Origin of the sequence: Pseudofrankia saprophytica, from assembly GCF_000235425.2 — a bacterium.
Lineage (GTDB): Bacteria > Actinomycetota > Actinomycetes > Frankiales > Frankiaceae > Pseudofrankia > Pseudofrankia saprophytica.
Genome location: NZ_KI912267.1, coordinates 1,154,269 through 1,175,748 on the forward strand (window position 1 = coordinate 1,154,269; position 21,480 = coordinate 1,175,748).

At 74.7% G+C, this 21,480-nt stretch carries 18 protein-coding genes, 1 pseudogene and 1 riboswitch; all 19 genes and pseudogenes read right to left on the bottom strand.

Annotated elements, in window-relative coordinates; genetic code table 11:
• A pseudogene (locus tag FRCN3DRAFT_RS55665) lies at positions 1-365 on the bottom strand (hypothetical protein); the annotation flags it as partial.
• Between the two features lie 255 nt (positions 366-620).
• Complete coding sequence (gene ribH, locus FRCN3DRAFT_RS0239375) at positions 621-1,103, bottom strand: 6,7-dimethyl-8-ribityllumazine synthase (RefSeq protein ID WP_007518881.1); 483 nt, start codon at positions 1,101-1,103, stop codon at positions 621-623.
• Positions 1,100-2,671: a bifunctional 3,4-dihydroxy-2-butanone-4-phosphate synthase/GTP cyclohydrolase II gene (locus tag FRCN3DRAFT_RS0239380; RefSeq protein ID WP_007518879.1), complete on the bottom strand. Its 1,572-nt coding sequence runs from the start codon at positions 2,669-2,671 to the stop codon at positions 1,100-1,102. The genes ribH and FRCN3DRAFT_RS0239380 overlap by 4 nt, the downstream gene beginning before the upstream one ends.
• Positions 2,668-3,456 carry a riboflavin synthase gene (locus FRCN3DRAFT_RS0239385; protein ID WP_007518877.1) on the bottom strand — a complete coding sequence of 263 codons (789 nt, stop codon included), beginning with the start codon at positions 3,454-3,456 and terminating at the stop codon, positions 2,668-2,670. Before FRCN3DRAFT_RS0239385 ends, FRCN3DRAFT_RS0239380 begins: the two co-directional genes overlap by 4 nt.
• Before the next feature lie 158 nt (positions 3,457-3,614).
• Positions 3,615-3,744: riboswitch (FMN riboswitch) on the bottom strand.
• Positions 3,745-3,972: 228 nt separating this feature from the next.
• Positions 3,973-4,431: a cytidine/deoxycytidylate deaminase family protein gene (locus tag FRCN3DRAFT_RS0239390; RefSeq protein WP_007518875.1), complete on the bottom strand. Its 459-nt coding sequence runs from the start codon at positions 4,429-4,431 to the stop codon at positions 3,973-3,975.
• 12 nt (positions 4,432-4,443) lie between these two features.
• Positions 4,444-5,148, bottom strand: a complete 705-nt coding sequence (rpe, locus tag FRCN3DRAFT_RS0239395) for a ribulose-phosphate 3-epimerase (RefSeq protein WP_007518873.1) — start codon at positions 5,146-5,148, stop codon at positions 4,444-4,446.
• 9 nt (positions 5,149-5,157) lie between these two features.
• Complete coding sequence (locus FRCN3DRAFT_RS0239400; RefSeq protein ID WP_007518872.1) at positions 5,158-6,573, bottom strand: RsmB/NOP family class I SAM-dependent RNA methyltransferase; 1,416 nt, start codon at positions 6,571-6,573, stop codon at positions 5,158-5,160.
• 98 nt (positions 6,574-6,671) lie between these two features.
• Positions 6,672-7,637: a methionyl-tRNA formyltransferase gene (gene fmt, locus FRCN3DRAFT_RS0239405; protein WP_007518870.1), complete on the bottom strand. Its 966-nt coding sequence runs from the start codon at positions 7,635-7,637 to the stop codon at positions 6,672-6,674.
• Between the two features lie 151 nt (positions 7,638-7,788).
• On the bottom strand, positions 7,789-8,340 hold the full coding sequence (def, locus tag FRCN3DRAFT_RS0239410) for a peptide deformylase (RefSeq protein WP_007518868.1): 552 nt from the start codon (positions 8,338-8,340) through the stop codon (positions 7,789-7,791).
• Between the two features lie 109 nt (positions 8,341-8,449).
• A complete protein-coding gene (locus FRCN3DRAFT_RS0239415) occupies positions 8,450-10,633 on the bottom strand; it encodes a primosomal protein N' (RefSeq protein ID WP_083401699.1) in 2,184 nt (727 codons plus the stop codon).
• Positions 10,634-10,832: 199 nt separating this feature from the next.
• On the bottom strand, positions 10,833-12,029 hold the full coding sequence (metK, locus tag FRCN3DRAFT_RS0239420) for a methionine adenosyltransferase (protein WP_007518865.1): 1,197 nt from the start codon (positions 12,027-12,029) through the stop codon (positions 10,833-10,835).
• Positions 12,030-12,183: 154 nt separating this feature from the next.
• Positions 12,184-13,452: a bifunctional phosphopantothenoylcysteine decarboxylase/phosphopantothenate--cysteine ligase CoaBC gene (coaBC, locus tag FRCN3DRAFT_RS0239425; RefSeq protein ID WP_007518863.1), complete on the bottom strand. Its 1,269-nt coding sequence runs from the start codon at positions 13,450-13,452 to the stop codon at positions 12,184-12,186.
• Between the two features lie 2 nt (positions 13,453-13,454).
• Complete coding sequence (gene rpoZ, locus FRCN3DRAFT_RS0239430) at positions 13,455-13,736, bottom strand: DNA-directed RNA polymerase subunit omega (protein WP_007518861.1); 282 nt, start codon at positions 13,734-13,736, stop codon at positions 13,455-13,457.
• Between the two features lie 234 nt (positions 13,737-13,970).
• Positions 13,971-14,516: a guanylate kinase gene (gene gmk, locus FRCN3DRAFT_RS0239435; protein ID WP_007518860.1), complete on the bottom strand. Its 546-nt coding sequence runs from the start codon at positions 14,514-14,516 to the stop codon at positions 13,971-13,973.
• A 320-nt stretch (positions 14,517-14,836) separates the two neighbouring features.
• Positions 14,837-15,157, bottom strand: coding sequence for an integration host factor, actinobacterial type (gene mihF, locus FRCN3DRAFT_RS0239440; RefSeq protein ID WP_007518859.1), 321 nt, complete (start codon positions 15,155-15,157; stop codon positions 14,837-14,839).
• 227 nt (positions 15,158-15,384) lie between these two features.
• Positions 15,385-16,209 carry an orotidine-5'-phosphate decarboxylase gene (gene pyrF, locus FRCN3DRAFT_RS0239445; protein WP_007518858.1) on the bottom strand — a complete coding sequence of 275 codons (825 nt, stop codon included), beginning with the start codon at positions 16,207-16,209 and terminating at the stop codon, positions 15,385-15,387.
• Positions 16,210-16,430: 221 nt separating this feature from the next.
• Positions 16,431-19,769 carry a carbamoyl-phosphate synthase large subunit gene (carB, locus tag FRCN3DRAFT_RS0239450; protein ID WP_007518856.1) on the bottom strand — a complete coding sequence of 1,113 codons (3,339 nt, stop codon included), beginning with the start codon at positions 19,767-19,769 and terminating at the stop codon, positions 16,431-16,433.
• A complete protein-coding gene (gene carA, locus FRCN3DRAFT_RS0239455; RefSeq protein ID WP_007518854.1) occupies positions 19,769-20,941 on the bottom strand; it encodes a glutamine-hydrolyzing carbamoyl-phosphate synthase small subunit in 1,173 nt (390 codons plus the stop codon). Before carA ends, carB begins: the two co-directional genes overlap by 1 nt.
• Before the next feature lie 188 nt (positions 20,942-21,129).
• A complete protein-coding gene (locus FRCN3DRAFT_RS55670; protein WP_007518852.1) occupies positions 21,130-21,333 on the bottom strand; it encodes a hypothetical protein in 204 nt (67 codons plus the stop codon).
• Positions 21,334-21,480: the final 147 nt, after the last annotated feature.

Consider the following 21,480-nt stretch of genomic DNA (forward strand, 5'->3'; position numbering starts at 1 on the left):
CTGGGGGGGATGCCTGGTCCGGGGGCGAGCGCGCCACCGGCGCGGGGGTCCCGCTCGGCCGGCTCCCGGCGCGGGGCGGCCGCCGACTCCCGAGGCGGGTCGGCCTGCTCGGCGGGCACGGCCGCGAGGCGCCGGTCGGAGCCGTCCTTGCGCGCGGCCGCCGCCTTGGCACGCGACGACGACGACCGGCGCACGACCGCGCGTTCTCCCGAGCTGTTCGAGAGCCGCAGACCGAGCAGCGAGACCGGGCGCGCGTCGCCACCCCCGCCGGAGGCCGGCTCCGTCGACGTCAGCCCGCCCGCGCCTGTCTCGTCGCCCTGGTCTGGCGCCTCGTCGCCGCCACCGGCCATCGGCGCTACCCGCACGTCACCGTCACCCCGCCCGCCTCTCCTCGCTGACATCCACGACCGGTCAACTATCGCCGCTGACCCGACACCGACGTCGCAACGCAAGGACCCCGATACTCCGAGACAACACGGTCTCTCGCGAACCTCCGTCCGACAACCCCGGAGGAAGGGGACGTCTCACAGCCCGGGACATTCCCCGGGCTTGAGGTCAGACGGCGAGGGGGGTGGTGCCGTTGTTCCGGCGAGGCATTCGGGCCTCGCCATCAGCCCGGATCAGGCGAGTGGCTGCAGCTCGGTGAGCACGACGGCCGCCTCCAGCGCGGCGAGCGCGGCCTCACGGCCCTTGTCCTCGGCCGACCCGTCCAGCCCGGCCCGGTCGCGCGCCTGCTCGATCGTGTCGCAGGTGAGCACGCCGAAGCCGACCGGCACCCCGTTGTCCAGCGTCACCCGCAGCAGTCCCTCGGTGACGAACTTGCAGACATAGTCGAAGTGCGGGGTGCCACCGCGGATGACCACGCCGAGTGCCACGACGGCGTCATGGTGGGCCGCCAGCCGGTCGGCGACGACGGGGAGCTCCACCGCGCCCGCGATCCGGACCACGGTCGGCTCGACGGCGAGCTTCACATCCACGCAGGCACGCAGCGCGCCGTCGAGCAGGGCGTCGGTGATCTCGCTGTGCCACCGGGTGGCGACGATCCCGAGCCGCACCTCGGACGCCACCGGCAGCACCTCCTCGGGCGCTCCGATGCCGCTCACCGACGGTCCCCTCCCTGGCAGGCCTCGGCCACCCTGCGGTGACCGGCGCGCCGGCCGTGTCCTCGTCCGTTGACGCTACCGTTCGTACCGGAACCGTTCGCACCGGTAGTCGTGCCCGCGGTGGTCGCGCCGTCGCCCTCGCGGGCGGCCGTGTCGAGGGCATCCGCGGCCGTGGCGATCGCGTCGGCCACCACCTGCGCGACCATCTCCGACGGCACCGCGGGCGCCGCGGTGGCGACCGCGTCCGCCACCGCGCCCGCGACGACTTCGGGCAGCTCGGGCAGGCCCGGGATGTCGTGGCCCATCCGGTCCCGCTTGGTGGTCAGGTAGCGCAGGTTCTCCGGAGTGTGCGCGACTGGCAGCGCGACCCGCTCGACGATCGCCAGGCCGTAGCCCTCCAGGCCGGCCCGCTTCGCCGGGTTGTTCGTCAGCAGCCGCAGGCCGCGCGCGCCGAGGTCGACGAGGATCTGCGCGCCGATGCCGTAGTCGCGGGCGTCGGCGGGCAGCCCCAGCGCCAGGTTCGCGTCGACGGTGTCGTGCCCGGCGTCCTGGAGCTGGTACGCGGCGAGCTTGTGCATCAGACCGATCCCGCGGCCCTCGTGGCCCCGCATGTAGAGCACGACGCCGCGGCCCTCGGCGGCGACCATGCCGAGCGCGGCGTCGAGCTGGGTGCCGCAGTCGCAGCGCAGCGAGCCGAAGACGTCGCCGGTGAGGCACTCGCTGTGGACGCGCACCAGCAGGTTCTCGCCGTCGCCGATGTCGCCGCGGATGAGCGCGACGTGCTCGACGCCGTCGAGCGTGCCCCGGTAGCCGACCGCGCGGAACGCCCCGTACTTCGTCGGCAGCTGGGCCTCGGCGACCCGCACCACCTGCTTCTCGGTCCGCCGCCGGTAGGCGACCAGATCCGCGATCGAGATCAGCACCAGCCCATGTTCGCGCGCGAAGGCGACAAGCTCGGGCAGGCGGGCCATCGTGCCGTCGTCGTTGACGATCTCGCAGATCGCGCCGGCGGGGCGCAGCCCGGCCAGCCGCGCGAGGTCGACCGCCGCCTCGGTGTGGCCCGGCCGGCGCAGCACGCCGCCGTCGCGGGCCCGCAGCGGGAAGATGTGGCCCGGCCGGGACAGGTCGGCGCTCGTGGTCACCGGGTCGGCGAGCAGGCGCAGGGTGCGCGCCCGGTCCGCGGCGGAGATGCCGGTGCTGACCCCTTCGCGGGCGTCCACCGTGACGGTGAACGCGGTGCCCATCCGCTCGGTGTTGAGCGGCACCATCTGGTCGAGGCCGAGCCGGTCGGTGTCGGGCGCCGCCAGCGGGGCGCAGATCACGCCGGAGGTGTGCCGGACCATGAACGCGACCAGCTCCGGCGTCGCCTTCTCGGCCGCGAAGATCAGGTCGCCCTCGTTCTCGCGGTCCGCGTCGTCGACCACGACGACCGAGCGCCCGGCGGCGATCTCGGCCAGTGCCTCCTGGACCGTGCCGAACGCCGAGGCCAGCTCGTCACCGGCCGGCGCCAACGGACTCGCCGGCGCCGCCGCCGCGCCCAGGGTCGTGCCTGCCTGCACCGCGCTCATCGGCCGGCTCCCTTTCCCTCGAGGACGACCGGTCCGGTGGGTGGCACCGGGAACGCCGGTGCCGGCTCCAGCCGGCCGACAACATCGGGGAGCTGCCCTAGGTCCGCGCCGGGGACGGCCGAGGAGCGGCCGAGGGCGGGAGCGGCGAGCTTCTCCACGTACTTCGCCACGACATCGACCTCCAGGTTCACCGCCGCGCCGACCTGGCGAGAGCCCAGCGTCGTCTCGGTGAGCGTCGTCGGGATCAGGCTCACCGTGAACGTCGCCGGCTCGTCGGCGCGCGGGCTTCCACCGGAGGCGGGCGTCACCTCGACGACGGTCAGGCTCACGCCGTCGACGGCGACCGAACCCTTCTCGACGAGAAAGCGGTCGAGCCCGGCGGGCAGGGCGATCCGGACGACCTCCCAGTGCTCGTCAGGAGCCCGGTCGACGATCGTGCCGACACCGTCGACGTGGCCCTGGACGAGGTGCCCTCCAAGCCGGTCGGCGAGGCGCACCGGCCGTTCCAGGTTGACCCGGTCGCCGGTGGTGAGCCCGCCGAGCGCCGAGCGGCGCAGCGTCTCGAGCATCACGTCCGCGGTGAACACCGGGGTACCCGTGCGTGGGTCCACCTCGCCGGCCGGCGTGAAGGAGGTGACGGTGAGGCAGACGCCGTTGACGGCGATCGACGCGCCGTGGCGCACGTCCTCGAGTACTGCCGAACAGCCGATGGTCAGCTCCGCGGCGGCCGCGTGCTCCGTGACCGCGGCGACGATGCCGAGCTCCTCGACGATGCCGGTGAACATCCGACCTGCGTCCTTCCCGTCCGGCGCCCTGGCCGGGGGAACGGACGACGGTCACGCGGGTCGATGGCCGACGAGACCGGCCGCGCGGCCGGACACGCCGACGCCAGAGGCACGGCGGTGCGCCCGCGGGCGGGCCCAACCGTGCCCAGGCACGGCCCGCGCGCTGCCTCCCATCCGGACTTTCACCGTCGGTCCCGGAATTCCACCGGGTCCACCGCCCACTGGTTGTGGGACGGGTCGCGGACTGTCACCGCCGGCTCGGAGTTTCACCGACCCCGGAGCGCGCGTGCTGCTGATGTACCCCCATGGGGTCTGCCATTGGGGGATCCTGGTAGTTGCCTACCGACGAGTCTGGCACACAACCCGGGCGGACGGCGTGGGTCGGGACGCCCCAGATGTCCGTCGGCGGGGCATTTTGGCAATCGGCCACCGGGCACCGTGCGCAACGTCACTGGTCCAGGCGCGCTACCGCCCGCCCTGACGACCCATCGTCACTCCCCTGACGACCGCTCGTCCCTACGGCTGGCGCAGGTGGGCGTTGGCGGCGCGGACGCCGGCGGCGAGTTCGGAGCGCTCGACGACGGTGACGCCGGCGGCGGCGAGCAGCTCGGCTCCCTGGCAGTCGACGAACAGGGCCGGCTCCCGCCAGGCGAAGACGACCCGGCCGATCCCCGCCGCGAGGATCAGCTCGGTGCAGGTCCGCGGACGCGACGCGCGGGCGCTGCACGGCTCCAGCGAGCTGTAGATGGTCGCACCCGCCAGGCGCGGGTCACCGGGCGAGAAGGCTCGCAGGGCGGCCTCCTCGGCGTGGTCACGCGGGTCGGTGGCCCGCGACCAGCCCTCGGCGAGCGCGGTCGCGCCGTCGGCGCCGACGATCACCGCGCCGACCGAGAACGCCGTCGCCGACGGCGGGCAGCGCCGCCCGAGCTCCACCGCGTACGCGAGCCACCGCCCGTCGACGTCCTCAACGGTCACGTCGGCCTCCCGTCAGACAGCCGCCGCGCGCGGAGGCGGCGGCGTGAGGCGGGGACCGGCGCGCAGCGCCTGCGCGCGCAGGGCCTCGACGGCCGCGCCCGGGTCAGCGGCGCCGTAGACCGCGGTGCCCGCGACGAAGACGTCCACGCCCGCGGCAGCGGCCCGCTCGATGGTCTCCTCGCTCACCCCGCCGTCGATCTGCAGCCACAGGTCAAGGCCCCGCGCGTCGAGCAGCCCACGGGCCGCCTCGATCTTCGGCAGCACGCTGTCCATGAACCTCTGGCCACCGAAGCCGGGCTCGATCGTCATCAGCAGCAGCAGGTCGAACCGGTGAAGGTCGTCGGCATAGTGCTCGACGGGCGTCGCCGGCTTCACGGCGAGCCCGGTGCGGGCCCCGGCGGCGCGGATCGCCTCCGTCGTGCGCGGGAGGTTGTCGACCGCCTCGGCGTGGATCGTGACGTTCGCGGCCCCCCGCTCGGCGAACCCCGGCGCCCAGCGATCCGGGTTCTCGATCATCAGGTGGCAGTCGAGCGGCGTGTCGGTCACCTGGCGCAACGCGGTCACGGTGTCACCGGAGAAGGCCAGGTTCGGGACGAAGTGGTAGTCCATGACGTCGACGTGCAGCCAGTCGGCCCGTCCCTCGACCGACCGCGCCGCGTCCGCGATCCGCGCGAAGTCGGCGGCGAGCAGGCTGGGATAAATCTGCGCGGTAGCCACCTCGCGAGGTTATGACGCCCGACTGGGGACGGACGGGTCGGGGAACCCCCGGCGCAGGAGCGCCAGGAACATCGCGTCGGTGCCGTGGCGGTGGGGCCAGAGCTGGACGAACGGGCCGTCGCCGAGGTCCGGCACACCCGGCAGGGCGCCGCGCGCGTCGAGCAGGGTGACGTCGGCGCGCTGCTCGACGACGGCATGCACGACCTCGGTCGTCTCGGCCGGATGCGGCGAGCAGGTGGCGTACGCGACGACGCCACCCGGGCGGACGAGGTCGAGCCCACTGACCAGCAGCTGGCGTTGCAGCCGGGACAGCCCCGAGGCGTCGGCTGCGAGCTTGCGCCAGCGGGCCTCCGGCCGGCGGCGCAGCGCGCCGAGGCCGGTGCACGGCGCGTCGATCAGCACCCGGTCGACCCGGCCCGTCGGCAGCGGCGGGAACCGGCCGTCCGCGCGGACCACGAACGCCCCCGGCCGCCCGTCGAGCGATCCGGCGACCAGCCCGGCCCGGCCGGCCCGCGGCTCGCAGGCCAGCAGCACCGGCTCCGGCAGGCCGAGGCTCTCGCCAGCCCCGCCGGAGGTCAGCAGCGCGGCGAGCAGCACCGCCTTGCCGCCAGGCCCCGCGCACAGGTCGACCGTGACGCCGCAGTCGTCGCCCAGCGTCGGAGTGCGGGCCAGGGCGAGCGCCGTCAGCTGGCTGCCCTCGTCCTGGACGCCGGCCCGGCCGGCCTGCAGCGACGGCAGCGCCCCCGGGTCGCCGCCGCCGAGGACGACGGCGAACGGCGAGTACCGGCCGGGCTCGGCGGAAAGCCCGGCCGCCGCGGCCTCGGCGAGCAGCTCCTCGCGGCTCATCCGGTCGGGCTCGGCGACCAGGTGCACCGACGGGCGGGCGTCGTCGGCGACGAGCGCGGCCCTGGTCTCGTCGAGGTCGCCGCCGAGCGCGTCGGCGAAGGTCTCGACGATCCAGCGCGGGTGGGCCGTGACGACCGCGAGGTGGCCGAACGGGTCGCGCTCGAACGGCGGCGCGGACAGCAGCGCGGCGACATCCCCGCCGCTCTCGGCCACCCGGTCGGCGACCCGGCGCAGCACGGCGTTGGCGAACCGGACCGGCCGCTCGCCGCTGGTCGCCCGCACCAGGTCGACGGTGGTACCGACGGCGGCGCGGGCCGGCACGCGGGTGCGCAGCAGCTGGTAGGTGCCCAGGCGCAGCGCGTCGCGTACGCCCGCGTCGACGGTCGCGACCGGCCGGCTCGTCACCGTGTCCAGCAGGCCGTCGAGCAGGCCCTGGGCGCGCAGCGATCCGTAGGTCAGCTCGGTGGCGAACCCGCGGTCGCGGCCCGACAGCCGGCGCTGGGTGAGCAGCGAGGGCAGCAGCAGGTTCGCGTAGGCACCGCGCTCGTCGACCGCCCGCAGCACCTCCCAGGCGACCATCCTCGCGTCGTCCACCCGGGGCCCCTGGCTGCCGCCAGGACGTCCGGAGGAGCCGGGCCGGTCACCGCCATGCCCGCCACCGCGGCGGGGTGGGGTGCTCACTGGAGGGCCTCGCCGTCGTCGAGGCGGACACCGCGCGCCCAGGCCGCGGCGGGCATCGCGTTCTTGCCCTCGGGGCGGACCTCGCCGAGCACGACCGGGCCCGTCCCGGTGCCGGCGGCGACCGTGTCCTTCCCGACGACGGCGATCTCGCCGGGCGCGAGCGCCCGCCCGAGCCCGAGGTCCTGGCCGCCGCCGCTGCCGGCGGTGGTGGCCGGGCGGACCGGGCCGAGCTTGACCCGATGGTCGCGGAAGGTGGTCCAGGCGCCGGGAGCGGGGGTGGCGGCGCGGACGAGCCGGTCGACGGCGTAGTCCGGCAGCTTCCAGTCGACGCGGACCTCGTCGACGGTGAGCTTCGGGGCGACCGACACACCGTCGGCCGGCTGCGGGCGCGCCTGGAGCGCCCCGTCCTCGATGCCGTCCATCGCCGCGGCCAGCAGCGCCGCCCCGGCGACGGCGAGCCGGTCGAGCAGGTCACCGGAGGTGTCCCGGGGGCGGACCCGCTCGGTGAGCGTGCCGAAGACCGGGCCGGAGTCGAGGCCCTCCTCGATCTGGAAGACGCTCGCGCCGGTGACGTCCTCGCCGGCGAGGACGGCGCGCTGCACGGGCGCGGCGCCCCGGTAGGCCGGCAGCAGGGAGAAGTGCAGGTTCACCCAGCCGTGCCGGGGGATGTCGAGGGCCGCCTTGGGCAGCAGCGCGCCGTAGGCGACGACCGGGGCACAGTCCGGGGCGATCGCGGCGAGCCGCTCGAGGAACTCCGGGTCACGCGGCCGCTCCGGGGCGAGCACGGGGATGCCTGCCTCGTGGGCGAGCTCGGCGACCGGCGACCGGGCGACCTTGCGGCCCCGGCCGGCCGGCCGGTCCGGCCTCGTCACGACGGCGACGACCTGGTGGCGTGGACTGTCGACCAGCCGGCGCAGGCTGGGGATGGCCACCGCCGGTGTGCCGGCGAAGACGAGACGCATAGGGGCCGCACCGATCCGCCAGGCCCGTCGGCTCGCGCCGGTACCTGGCCGTCCACGTTGACGTGAAAATCGAAAACTAACCTAGCGGCGTCCGCCGCCCACCAGCCGCCGCGCCCACCGCGCCCGCCGGCCGGGTCGCCCGGCCGGCGTCTCAGGTCGCGCGGCCGAACAGCGGGTGCGGGGATGCCCTGACGACCGGCGACGGCTCGTTCGCCCACTCGGCCTCGCGGATCGCCTTCATCGCCGCCTTCTTGGTCTCGCGATCGAGGCGGTCGATGAACAGGACGCCGTCAAGATGGTCGGTCTCGTGCTGCAGGCAGCGGGACACGATGCCGCCGCCCTCCACCGTCACCGGGTCGCCGTACATGTTCTGGCCGACGGCCAGCACCCGTTCCGGCCGGGGCAGCTCGAACGCCAGCCCGGGCAGCGACAGGCAGCCTTCCTCCCCGTCCTGCAGCTGCTCGGAGAACGGGCCGAGCACCGGGTTGACGAGGTGGTCGATCTCGTCGTCGTCGTTGAAGTACGTGAAGACCCGCAGCGACACGCCCAGCTGGGGCGCGGCGAGCCCGGCGCCGCTGGCCTCCCACATCGTGTCGGCCAGGTCATCGATCAGCCGGCGCAGCTCCTTGTCGAAGGTCGTCACCTCGGCCGCCTTCGTCCGCAGCACCGGGTCCCCGAACAGACGGATCTCACGAACAGCCACAGGTCCAGCTCCTTCAGCGCGGGGATGGCTCCATGCTACGGGCCCGGGCGTGGCGGTTCCCGTCCCGCGCACGGCATGATCGCCAGGCCGCGGCCGCCACCACCGGCCGTCAGCCGAGGGAGATCGGGTCGAGCTGGACGCGCAGGCCAGCGGCGGCCCGGCGGGCGTCCAGCACCCCGCGGGCCGCGCGCAGGGCCTCGGCCAGCTCACCGCCCTGCTTGCGCGGCACCCGCACCAGCAGTCGTTCCCGCGGGCCGTCCGCTCCATCCGCGCCGGGCACCGCTGATACGCCGCCCGCGCCAGGGCCGGCGGGAGCGGCGGCGGCCGGCGGCGCGGCGGATGCCGACCGCCGTGCCGGCGCGGGCAGCGGCACCGGGCCCAGGACGTCGGCGGCCGCCGGGAGAGTGGCGGCCTCCAGGAAGGCGCGCAGGATCGGCGTGGTGCCCTCGACGGCGGCGATCCTGGTCGCCGGGGGGAAGCCGAGCTCCGCCCGGTCGTCGGCCTCGCGGGCCACGAAGCCGGCCGGGTCCCAGCGCACCAGCGCCTGCACGGGGCCGAGGCCCTCGTCCGCGACCACCACGACCCGGCCGCCGGCCGGGCCCGCCACGGCCAGCGCCGCCGCGTTCGCCCAGCGGCGCAAGGTCTCCTCGCCGGTGCGCAGGTCGGGGCGGCCGAGCAGCGCCCAGCCGTCGAGCAGGAGCACCGCCCCGTAGCCGCCGTCGGCCACGGGCTCGGCGCCGGGGGTCGCGACCACCAGCGCGGGGCCGGCGGGGACGGTGGCGAGCACCTCGTCGCGCCCGGAGGTGCGCAGCGTGACGCCCGGGAAGGCCCGGCCGAGCTCCTCGGCGGTCCGCCGGTCCCCGGTGACGGACACCCGCAGTCCCGGGTCCGCGCAGCCGGGACAGGCCCAGTCGGCCGCTGGCCGGCCGCACCACCGGCAGGCGGGCGCGCGCCCACCGCCGGGCCGGCCGAGCGGCCCGTGGCAGTGCGGGCACCTGGCCGGGCGGCGGCAGGAGGCGCAGGCCAGCGACGGCTGGTAGCCGCGCCGGGGCACCTGCACGAGCACGGGGCGATCGGCCGCCAGCGCCTCCCGGGCCGCCCGGACCGCCAGCGACGGCAGCCGCGCGGACCGGGCGGCCTCGTCGCGGGCGGCCTCCCAGTCCGACCCGGTCGGCCAGACCAGCGGCGCGAGCTGCCTGGCCTCGCGGCGGGGCAGCACCAGCGGGTGCGCCCAGCCGGACCTGGTCAGCGCCTCGGCGTCGGTGGAGGGGGCGTGACCGCCGACGAGCAGCGCGGACTCCTCGAGCCGGGAGCGCAGCACCGCGACGTCGCGGGTGTGCGGGTAGGGCGCGCGCGGCTCCGCGTGCAGGTCGTCGCCGTCGTCCCAGACGACCACGAGGCCCAGGCTCTCGACGGGCGCGAACACGGCCGCGCGGGTACCGACGACCACCCGGGCGCGGCCCCGGCGCGCGGCCAGGAAGCGGCGGTACCGCTCGGCCGGCCCCAGGTCGGCCCGCAGGCTCACCACCAGCTCGGCGGCGGGCCCCAGGTCGGCGCTGAGCGCGTCGGCGACCCGGTCGACGTCCCGGTGGTCGGGGACGACCACCAGCGCGCCCCGGCCGCCGGACAGCGTCGCCCGCACCGCCGCCGCGACCATGGCGGGCCAGCCCGGGCCCGGCGGCGCCCACCACACCGCCCGCGGCGAGCGCCCCGCCGCGAGCGCCGCGAGCAGGCTCGGGCCGGCCGGGTAGCGCCGCCACTCGCCCGGATCCGCGGGCGGGGCCGGGTCTCCCGGACGTGCCTCCTGCTCGGTCTTCTCCGCCTTCTCCGCCTTCTCCGCCGTGGCATGGCGGGGCGGGATCGCGAGGCGCAGTACGTCGGCGAGGGTGCCCGCGTACCGGTCGGCGACAGCGCGAGCCAGCCGGGCCACCGGCCGCGACAGCACCGGCTCCGGCGAGATCGCCTTCGCCAGCGGGGCCAGCCGGCCGGCGTGCTCGGACTGGTCCACCCGCTCCAGGACGAAGCCGTCGACGAGCCGCCCGGCGAACCGGACCCGCACCCGTGCCCCGGGCACCGCGTCCGCGGCCATCGACGCGGGCACCAGATAGTCGAACGGCCGGTCCAGGTGCGCGAACGGCACCATCGCGGCGACCCGCGCGACCGGCAGCTCGGCCGCCGTGGCGGCGTCCCGGTTGGCCGGCCGCCGCTTCGCCACCGCCGGCCGGGCCGCCGCGCTCGCCGGCTCCTCCGGACGCGCGGCCTCCTGCGCGCCGAGCCCGGGGAGCAGGTCCATGACCGCATTCGTACCAGCAGGCTCCGACAGGTCCGGCGGCGGGCGCACGGCGCTCCTGAGCCGTCCAGCGCGCCGTGACCAGGGCGGATACGCCATCAGACACGTCTGCCCGGCCCCGAGAACCGGGACCGGGCAGACACCTGGCGAGCCAGAGGTGTTCCCGTGGCCGAACGGAGCCCGGCCACGGGCTACGGGATGCCTAGCCCTTGACGGCCCGGGCCAGGGCCTCCGCGCGGCTGGTGGACTCCCAGGTGAAGTCCAGCTCCGGCCGGCCGAAGTGGCCATAGGCGGCGGTCGGGGCGTAGATCGGGCGGAGCAGGTCGAGGTCGCGGATGATCGCGGCCGGGCGCAGGTCGAAGACCTGGTTGATGGCGTCGGAGATCTGCTCCTCGGGGACCGTGGCGGTGCCGAAGGTCTCGACGAACAGGCCGACCGGGTGCGCCTTGCCGATCGCGTAGGCGACCTGGACCTCGCACTTGGTCGCCAGCCCCGCGGCGACGACGTTCTTCGCGACCCAGCGCATGGCGTAGGCGGCGGACCGGTCGACCTTGGACGGGTCCTTGCCGGAGAACGCGCCGCCGCCGTGGCGGGCGTAGCCGCCGTAGGTGTCAACGATGATCTTGCGACCGGTCAGGCCGGCGTCGCCCATCGGGCCGCCGATCTCGAAGCGGCCGGTCGGGTTCACCAGCAGCCGGACGCCCTCGGTCGAGATGCCGAGCGTCGCCAGCTCGGGGTCGACGACGTACTCCTTGATGTCGGGCGCGAGCAGCGTGTCGAGGTCGATGTCGGCCGCGTGCTGCGTCGAGACGACGACGGTGTCGAGCCGGACCGGCTTGCCGTCGACGTACTCGATGGTGACCTGGGTCTTGCCGTCCGGGCGCAGGTAACCGACCTGGCCGTCCTTGCGGACCGCGGACAGGCGGCGCGCCAGCCGGTGCGCGAGCGCGATCGGCAGCGGCATCAGCTCTGGGGTCTCGTCGACGGCGAAGCCGAACATCAGGCCCTGGTCGCCGGCGCCCTGCTTGTCCAGCTCGTCCTCGGTGGCGCCGCCGACACGGGTCTCGTGCGCCGTGTCGACGCCCTGGGCGATGTCGGGCGACTGTGAGCCGATCGACACGCTGACGCCGCAGGAGTGGCCGTCGAAGCCCTTCTTGGACGAGTCGTAGCCGATGTCCAGGATCTTCTCCCGGACGACCGAGGCGATGTCGACGTAGGTCTTGGTGGTCACCTCGCCGGCTACGTGCACCTGGCCGGTGGTGATGAGCGTCTCGACGGCGACCCGGCTGCGCGGGTCGTCCTTGAGCATCGCGTCCAGGATCGCGTCACTGATCTGGTCAGCGATCTTGTCCGGGTGTCCCTCGGTGACGGACTCGGACGTGAACAGGCGCGTCGCCACTTGGTGGTACCCCCTGAAAGATCCGGCAGATTCTGACGAAGTTTACCGATGAGGCGAGTGGGGTACCCACAGCGCCTCGTCGTCTGTCACTCGGGCGTTGCCGGCGTGACCAACGGGTGGCACGCCGCCGCAACATCTCGGCGCGGCCGGGCACCTAGGTGAGGCGACCGGCGACCAGGTCGAGGACGCGGTGGGCCAGCAGGTCCTTGGTGGTGCGTTCGATGGTCGTCGCCGAGCCGTCGAGGCCCAGGACGACGGCCCCGTTGTGGTCGACCTCGAAACCGAGCCCGGCGCCGACCTCGTTGACGACCAGCAGGTCGGCCCGCTTGCGGGCGAGCTTCGCCCGGCCGAGGTCGAGCACGGACCCGTCCGGGCCACCGGTCTCGGCGGCGAATCCGACCAGCAGCTGGCCCGGCGGGCGTGTCTCGCGGGTGGCGACCAGCTCGGCGAGCACGTCCGGATTGGGCTCCAGCTCGACCGGCGCCGGGACGCCGCCCTCTTTCTTGATCTTGTAGTCCTGGGGCTTGGCCGGGCGGAAGTCCGCGACGGCGGCGGCCATCACGACGACGTCGGCGCTCGCCGCGGCGGCGTGCACCGCGTCCCGCAGGTCGAGGGCGGACGTGACCCGCACGACGGTCGCGCCGGCCGGGTCCGGCAGCGCGACGTTGGCCGCGACGACGGTCACGCGCGCGCCCCTGGCCAGGGCGGCGCGTGCCAGCGCGTAGCCCTGGCGGCCGCTGGAGGAGTTGCCGAGGAAGCGCACCGGGTCGAGATGCTCCCGGGTGCCGCCGGCGCTGACGACGACGTGACGGCCGGCGAGGTCGGGCCGCGCGGCGGCCGGGCCGAGCGCGAGCACCGCGCGGGCAAGCGCCGCGATCTCGGCGGGCTCGGGCAGCCGCCCGGGGCCGGAGTCGGGGCCGGTGAGCCGGCCGACGGCCGGGTCGATGACGACGGCACCCCGTTCGCGCAACGTGGCGACGTTGGCCCGGGTGGCCGGGTGCTCCCACATCTCTGTGTGCATCGCCGGGGCGTAGACCACCGGGCAGCGCGCCGTGAGCAGGGTCGCGGTCAGCAGGTCGTCGGCGCGGCCGGCGACGGCCCGGCTCATCAGGTCGGCGGTGGCCGGGGCGACGAGCACGAGGTCCGCCTCCCGGCCGATCCGCACGTGCGCGACCTCGTCCGGGTCGGCCCACACGTCGGTGCGCACCGGGTTGCCCGACAGGGCCGCCCAGGTCACCTCACCGACGAACCGCAGAGCGGACGGCGTGGGCACCACCCGGACGTCGTGGCCGGACTCGGTGAGCCGGCGCAGCACCTCCAGCGCCTTGTAGGCGGCGATCCCGCCGGAGACACCGAGGACGACCCGCGGGCGCCCGCCGGGCGCCGGGCGCGGGCTTTCCGGCGCCTCCGGGTGCGCGCTCACGGTCAGGAGGCAGGCGGAAGCGGCTCGGGAGTCGTCTCGTGGGTGAGCAGGCCGGCGTTGATCTCGCGCAGCGCGATCGACAGCGGCTTCTCCTGGGCACTGGTCTCGACCAGCGGGCCGACGTGCTCCAGCAGCGCCTCGCCCAGCTGCGAGTAGTAGGCGTTGATCTGGCGGGCACGCTTGGCCGCGTAGATCACGAGGCTGTACTTCGAGTCGGTCGCCTCGAGCAGCTCGTCGATCGGCGGGTTCGTGATGCCCTCGGGCTGGGCAGGTGTACCGGACAAGGTGGTCCTTCCGGTGGCTAGGTGCGCACGCAGGTTGGTGGTCTGGTGGTTCGAGGACGGCGGCCGAGCGGGCCCGTCGTCGGGGTCCGGAAATCCGGATCCTCGGCCGCGCGACTTCTCGGGACGCCCGGAATTCTGCCTTCCGGAGGGCGACCAGGGGGTCACGCCGTGTGGCCGAGTAGTCGTGTCGCCGAGCAGTCGTATGGCCGAGGAGCCCGGGGTGGTGCCCGGAGATCACTCAGTAGTCATCAACGATACCAACCGGGCCGCCGCGGCCTCGACGTCGTCGTTCACGACGACCGCGTCGAACTCCGGCTCGGCGGCGAGCTCGACCCGGGCACGCGCCAACCGGCGCTCGATCACCTCGGGCCGCTCGGTGCCCCGGCCGGTGAGCCGGCGAACGAGCTCGTCCCAGCTCGGCGGGGTGAGGAACACGAACCTGGCGGACCGCATCGCCTCGCGGACCTGGCGGGCGCCCTGCAGCTCGATCTCCAGCAGGGCGGGCAGCCCCTCGGCGAGCCGCCGTTCCAGCGGCCCGCGTGGGGTGCCGTAGCGGTTGTCCGCGAAGGTGGCGTGCTCGACGAACTCGCCGTCCTTGACCATCCGGTCGAACTGGTCGTCGTCGACGAAGTGGTACTCGACGCCGTCGGTCTCACCTGGCCGCGGCGCCCGGGTGGTCGCGCTGACCGACACCCAGACGTCCGGGAAAAGCCGGCGGACGGCGGCGACGACCGTCCCCTTCCCGACTCCGGACGGCCCGGAGAGCACCGTGAGACCCATCCGCCCACCTTAGGGTGCCCGGGACGGGTCCTGATCCGGGCGGGTCGCCGTGAACACGGGGCCGGGGACGCCGAGACCGGCCGCAGACGTGCCTCCCGGTCTTTCGGGATGCCCGTCTCCGGCCGGTCTCAGCCTGTCCTCACCAGGCATGGCGAAGGCATACCGCCCCGCCGTCCCGGCGTGGTCACCGGCTCCCCGGCCGTGGACCCGGCCGGGGCGCACGACCCACCGACGGTGTCCGCCGAACGCCGCCAGCGAGTCCCTGGGGTCCCCACATCGCGCCAAAGGCGCCATGTGGGGGGACGCGCCGGCGCCGCCGGTCAGGACGCCGCGCCGAACTCCTCTAGGAGCGCGGCCCGCTGCTTGGCACCAAGGCCACGCAGCCGGCGGGTCGGGCTGATGCCGAGTCGTTCCCGGATCCGCTGGGCCCGAACACGGCCCACACCCGGAAGCGATTCCAGCACCGCCGAAACCTTCATCTTGCCGACGACCTCGTCTTCCTCGGCCTGTTCCAGCACCGCGGCCAAGGTCGTCTCCGCCTTCTTGAGTCGCTCCTTGAGATCGGCACGCTGCTTTCGCGCCAGCGCAGCCTTCTCCAGGGCGGCTGCCCGCTGCTCGGGCGTCAGGGGCGGCAGGGGCACGGTTACGCCTCCTCAAATGGGGTGATCGCGACGCGCAACCTAGCGAGTACTGTCGCGCCGGTCTAGCGGGGTCGCTTCCGCTCAAAGAAGGTTTACCGACCCGAAACGACCGGTGACGAGACGGCGAGACCACTGGCGCACAAGTACCACCCGGCCCGCCGACCGGCCGCGGGCATCGTCACCATGCCTATGCGGCATGTGACCGACCCGATCGGCCCGGAATCGCGTTACCGCAGGTCAGCGCCCCGCGAGGGCCGACGAAGGGTCGCCGCGAGCTCCGCCGCCACGGCTCCGGGATCGGCCGCGCCGGTCACCGGACGCCCCATCACCACGTAGTCGGCGCCCGCCGCGAGAGCCTCTTCCGGGGTCGCGACCCGCGCCTGATCGGCCCGGTCCCCACCCCTGGGACGGACCCCCGGAGTGATGAGAGTCACATTATTTCCGACCTCTTGGCGGAGCCGATCGGCCTCCCACGGGCTGCAGACCAGCGCGCCCGCACCCGCCTCGACGGCGAGTACCGCGAGCCGACGGGCCGCATCCAGGGCGGGTCCGGCGAGCCCGATGTCGGCGAGATCGGTTTCGCTGAGTGACGTCAGCACGGTCACCCCGACGACCGTGAGCGGCTCCACCCCGGCCGCCGACGCGGCCTCCCCCGCCGCCTCGACGGCCGCCCGGACCATCGCCGCCCCGCCGGCGGCGTGCACGGTGACGAACCGGGGCCGCAGGGCCGCGACCGAGCGCAGCCCGCCCGCGACCGTCGCCGGGATGTCATGCAGCTTCAGGTCGAGGAAGAGCCCCGGCCCCTCCGCCGCGTCGTCCGGCCCCTCGTCGCCCGGCCCCGCGGCGCCGGCCAGCAGCCCCTCGGCGCGCAGTGCCCCGACGACGGCCGGCCCCTCCCGGTAGAACAGCTCCAGCCCGACCTTGAGGAGCGCCACGTGCGGCGCGACGGCGCGCGCCCACCGCAGCGCGGTCGCCGCGTCCGGCGCATCCAGCGCGACCGCCACCGGCGCCCTCACCGACGCCTCGACCGCCCCGCCCGCCACCCCACTCATACCCGCTCCCCTCTCATCCCGGGGCGTCCGCCGCCTCGGTCTCCCAGGGCGTCCGCGGCCTTGGTCTCCCGGGACGTCCGCCGCCTTGGTCAGCCGTCCGCGCTACCCAGCCACCGGAGGTGACGGCGCATCGGCGCAGCGCCAACCCGGCCACGTCCTCGGCCCGGGACCAGACCGGCCCCCGTCATACGCCTTCACCCGGAACCACGCAGGGAGGGCGCTCAGCGCCCGACCAGGCGCTGCCCGGTTGCGGGCGCGGAGCGTCCGGCAACGGGAGCGCCCCAGGTCTTGCGCAGCTCCTCGTGGTAGGACTGCAGCGGCCGCACGTCCAGCTCGCCGTGCATCAGCGCCTCGATGCCCTGCACGCAGGCCGCCGCGGCCTGGATCGTCGTGATGCACGGGACGCCGGCCGTCACGCACGCGGTCCGGATCTCGTAGCCGTCCAGGCGCGGCCCGACGCCCCAGGGAGTGTTGATCACCAGGTCGAGCTGCCGCGCGTTGATCATGTCGACGCAGTCGACGAGGCCGTCCGCCGGCGCCCGGTGCTTGCCGAGCACGATCGCCTTCACCCCGTTGCGCCGCAGCACCCCCGCGGTGCCCTCGGTGGCGTAGACGGTGAAGCCCAGGTCGGCGAGCCGCTTGATCGGGAAGATCATCGCCCGCTTGTCCCGGTTGGCGACGGACACGAACACCCGCCCCGAGGTCGGCAGCGAGGCGTAGGCCGCCGCCTGCGACTTCGCGTACGCCGTCCCGAAGCCGGCGTCGATGCCCATCACCTCGCCGGTGGACTTCATCTCCGGCCCGAGCACGGTGTCCACCCCATGGCCACCCGAGTCGCGGAACCGGCCGAAGGGCAGCACCGCCTCCTTGACGGCGATGTGCGAGTCCAGCGGCAGCGTCGCGCCGTCGCCGTCGGCCGGCAGCAGCCCCTCGGCGCGTAGCTGGGAGACGGTCGCGCCGAGCATCACCCGGCTCGCCGCCTTCGCCAGCGGCACCGCCGTCGCCTTGGAGACGAACGGGACCGTCCGCGAGGCCCGCGGGTTGGCCTCCAGCACGTACAGGACGTCGGACTGCAGGGCGTACTGCACGTTGAGCAGGCCGCGCACGCCCACGCCCTGGGCGATCGCCAGCGTGCTGTCCCGGATCCGGTCGAGCTCGGAGCGGCCCAGCGTGATCGGCGGCAGGGCGCAGGCCGAGTCGCCGGAGTGCACGCCGGCCTCCTCGATGTGCTCCATGACACCCGCGAGGTAGAGCTCCTCGCCGTCGTAGAGCGCGTCCACGTCGATCTCGACCGCGTCGTCGAGGAACCGGTCGACGAGCACCGGGTGCTCGGGCGAGATCTGGGTCGCCCGGTCGATGTAGTCGCGCAGCATCTCGTCGTCGTAGACGATCTCCATGCCGCGCCCGCCGAGCACGTAGCTCGGCCGGACGAGCACCGGGTAGCCGATCCGCTCCGCCACCGCGTGCGCCTCGTCGTAGGAGGTCGCGACCCCGTGCGGCGGCGAGGGCAGGCCGGCGGCGGCGAGCACCTCGCCGAACCGCCCGCGGTCCTCGGCGAGGTGGATGGCCGCCGGGGAGGTGCCGACGATGGGCACGCCGGCGGCGGCGAGGCGGGCCGCGATGCCCAGCGGCGTCTGGCCCCCGAGCTGGACGATCACGCCGGCGAGCGGCCCGGCCTGCTGCTCGGCGTGCACGACCTCCAGGACGTCCTCGACGGTGAGCGGCTCGACGTAGAGCCGGTCGGCGGTGTCGTAGTCGGTGGAGACCGTCTCCGGGTTGCAGTTGACCATGATTGTCTCGTAGCCGGCGTCCGAGAGCGCCATGACCGCGTGGCAGCAGGCGTAGTCGAACTCGATGCCCTGGCCGATCCGGTTCGGCCCGCTGCCGAGCACGATCACCCGGGTCTTCTCCCCCGGCGCGACCTCGGTCTCCTCGTCGTAGGCCGAGTAGTGGTACGGCGTGGCCGAGGCGAACTCGGCGGCACAGGTGTCGACCGTCTTGTAGACCGGCCGGATCCCGTGGGCGTGCCGGAACGCGCGGACCTCGTCCTCGGACGTCCCGAAGATCTCGGCGAGCTGCGCGTCGGAGAAGCCGGCCCGCTTGGCCCGCCGGACGGCGGCGACGTCACCGCGACCGGCCGCGGCGGTGGCCGCGGCGACCTCGTTGACGAAGACGAGCTGGTCGACGAACCACGGGTCCATGCCGGTGGCGGCGGCGAGCTCGACCGGGTCGGCGCCGGCGAGCAGCGCCTGCTGCATGACCTTCAGCCGGCCGTCGCGCGGGACGCGCGCCGTCGCCAGCAGCTCGGCCGCCGTTGCGTCGGGCGGGGTGAACGAGAACACCGCTGCCGGGCGCTCCAGGGAGCGCAGCGCCTTCTGCAGCGCCTCCGCGTAGCTGCGCCCGACGCCCATCGCCTCGCCGACGGACTTCATGTGGGTCGTGAGCGTCTCGTCGGCGCCGGGGAACTTCTCGAACGCGAACCGCGGCACCTTGACGACGACGTAGTCCAGCGTCGGCTCGAAGGCGGCCGGGGTGGTGCGGGTGATGTCGTTCGGGATCTCGTCGAGGGTGTAGCCGAGCGCCAGCTTCGCGGAGATCTTCGCGATCGGGAAGCCGGTGGCCTTCGAGGCGAGCGCGGACGAGCGCGACACCCGTGGGTTCATCTCGATGATGACGATCCGCCCGGTGCGCGGGTCGACGGCGAACTGGATGTTGCAGCCGCCGGCGTCGACGCCGACCGCGCGCATCACCGCGATCGAGAGGTCGCGCATCCGCTGGTACTCGCGGTCGGTGAGCGTCATAGCCGGGGCGACGGTGATGGAGTCGCCGGTGTGCACGCCCACCGGGTCGACGTTCTCGATCGAGCAGACGACGACCACGTTGTCGGCGCGGTCGCGCATCAGCTCGAGCTCGAACTCCTTCCAGCCGAGCACCGACTCCTCGAGGAGCACCTGGGTCGCCGGGGAGGCGGCCAGGCCGTCGGCGGCCATCCTGGCGAGCTCGTCGGCGTCGTGCGCGAAGCCGCTGCCCGCGCCGCCGAGGGTGAAGCTCGGCCGCACGACCACCGGGTAACCGAACTCGACCGCGGCGGCGAGGCACTCCTCGACGGTGACGCAGATCGCGCTGCGCGCGGTCTCGCCGCCGATCTGGGCGACGATCTCCTTGAACAGCTGGCGGTCCTCGCCGCGGCGGATGGCGTCTATGTTCGCACCGATGAGCTGGACGCCGAACCGCTCCAGCACGCCGGCGTCGTACAGCGCGACGGCCGTGTTCAGCGCCGTCTGGCCACCCATGGTGGCCAGCAGCGCGTCGGGGCGCTCCTTCTCGATGATCTTGGCGACGATCTCGGGGGTGATCGGCTCGACGTAGGTCGCGTCGGCCAGCTCCGGGTCCGTCATGATCGTGGCGGGGTTGCTGTTGACGAGCACCACCCGCAGGCCCTCGGCGCGCAGCACCCGGCAGGCCTGCGTCCCCGAGTAGTCGAACTCGCAGGCCTGGCCGATCACGATCGGCCCCGAGCCGATCACCAGGACGCTGCGCAGGTCGGTCCGCCTGGGCATCACTTACCCCCCTTCTGGCCGCGGGTCGTGGCCGCCATGAGCTCGCAGAACCGGTCGAACAGGCCCTGGGCGTCGTGTGGGCCCGCCGCCGCCTCCGGGTGGTACTGGACGCTGAACGCCGGCACGTCCAGGCAGGCGATGCCCTCGACGACATCGTCGTTGAGGGCTACGTGGCTGACGGCGACCCGGCCGAACGGGGTGTCGACGTGCGTCCCGTCGGTGGGCGCGGCGACCGCGAAGCCGTGGTTGTGGCAGGTCACCGCGATCTGGCCGGTCGCGAGATCCTTGACCGGCTGGTTGATGCCACGGTGGCCGTAGGCGAGCTTGTAGGTGCCGAAGCCGAGCGCCCGGCCGAGCACCTGGTTTCCGAAGCAGATCCCGAACAGCGGCACGCCGGCGCGCAGCACGCCGCTCGCCGCCTCGACCGCGTAGTCGGCGGTCGCGGGGTCGCCGGGGCCGTTGGAGAAGAACACCCCGTCCGGCTCGACGGCCAGCAGGTCGTCGGCGGTCGCCTTCGCCGGCAGGACGTGTACCTCGCAGCCGCGGGCGGCCATCGACAACGGTGTGTTGCGCTTGATCCCCAGGTCCAGGGCCGCGACCCGAAAGCGGCGCTCCCCGCCGGCCGGGGCGACGACGTACGGCTCGCGGGTGCTCACCTCGGGGGCGAGGTCGGCACCGACCATCTCGGGGCTCGCCAGCACCTTGTCCAGCAGCACGGCCGGGTCGGCGGACAGGCTGGAGATGCCGCAGCGCATCGCGCCACGCTCGCGCAGGTGGCGGGTGAGCGCGCGGGTGTCCACGCCGCTGATGCCCACGATGCCCGCCTGGGCGAGCTCGGCGGCCAGGCCGCGCTCCGCCCGCCAGTTCGACGACAGCCGGCTCGGGTCGCGTACGACGTAGCCGGCGACCTGGATTCCCGACGACTCGTAGTCGCGGTCGTTCACCCCGGTGTTGCCGATGTGCGGCGCGGTCATCACCACGACCTGGCCGAAGTACGACGGGTCGGTCAGCGTCTCCTGGTAGCCGGTCATGCCGGTGGAGAACACCGCCTCGCCGAACGTCTCGCCGACGGCGCCGTACGCCTCGCCCGCGAACGCCCGGCCGTCCTCCAGGACCAGCACCGCCGGCTGCCCGACCGCTGGTTCGGGCCTGGCCTGTTCCCCTGCTCCCACCTGTGCCTCGTTCCCTGCTCGGTCGGGGCCACATCGAGGGCCCCTGCGCACGTCCCACGCCCGTCGGCGCTCATGTCCTCGTCACGGAGGCCCTGCCGCCCGGATCCCGGCACCGCGAGGCGCCGGGGCCCGGCGTTCCGGTACCCCGCATGTCCAGCCCTGGACCCGTTCCCGCGTCGGGCGTCCCGTCACTGCTCGCGGCGCGGCCAGCGGCGGGTCACGTCGTCGTACGGGTCGGCCTCGCTCTCGGGCGTCTCGCCGCTCCGCCACCCCTCGGCCGCGTACGGGTCAGGCGCCGCCGCGTACGGGTCGGACGCGGCGTACGGGTCGGACGGCGCGTACGGGTCGATCGACGCCCGGGGATCACGCGAGCCCGGCGCGACGGGTCGCACCGGCCCGGGATAGCCGCCCGTCGCGGCGTAGGGGCCCGCGGGCCCGGCCGGCGCCGCCCTGGACGGGTCCGGCGGCGCGGACGGGTACGGACCTCGGTGGCGCCGCCGCGTACGGGTCCGGCGGCGGCGTCGTCGGCGCGGGGTAGG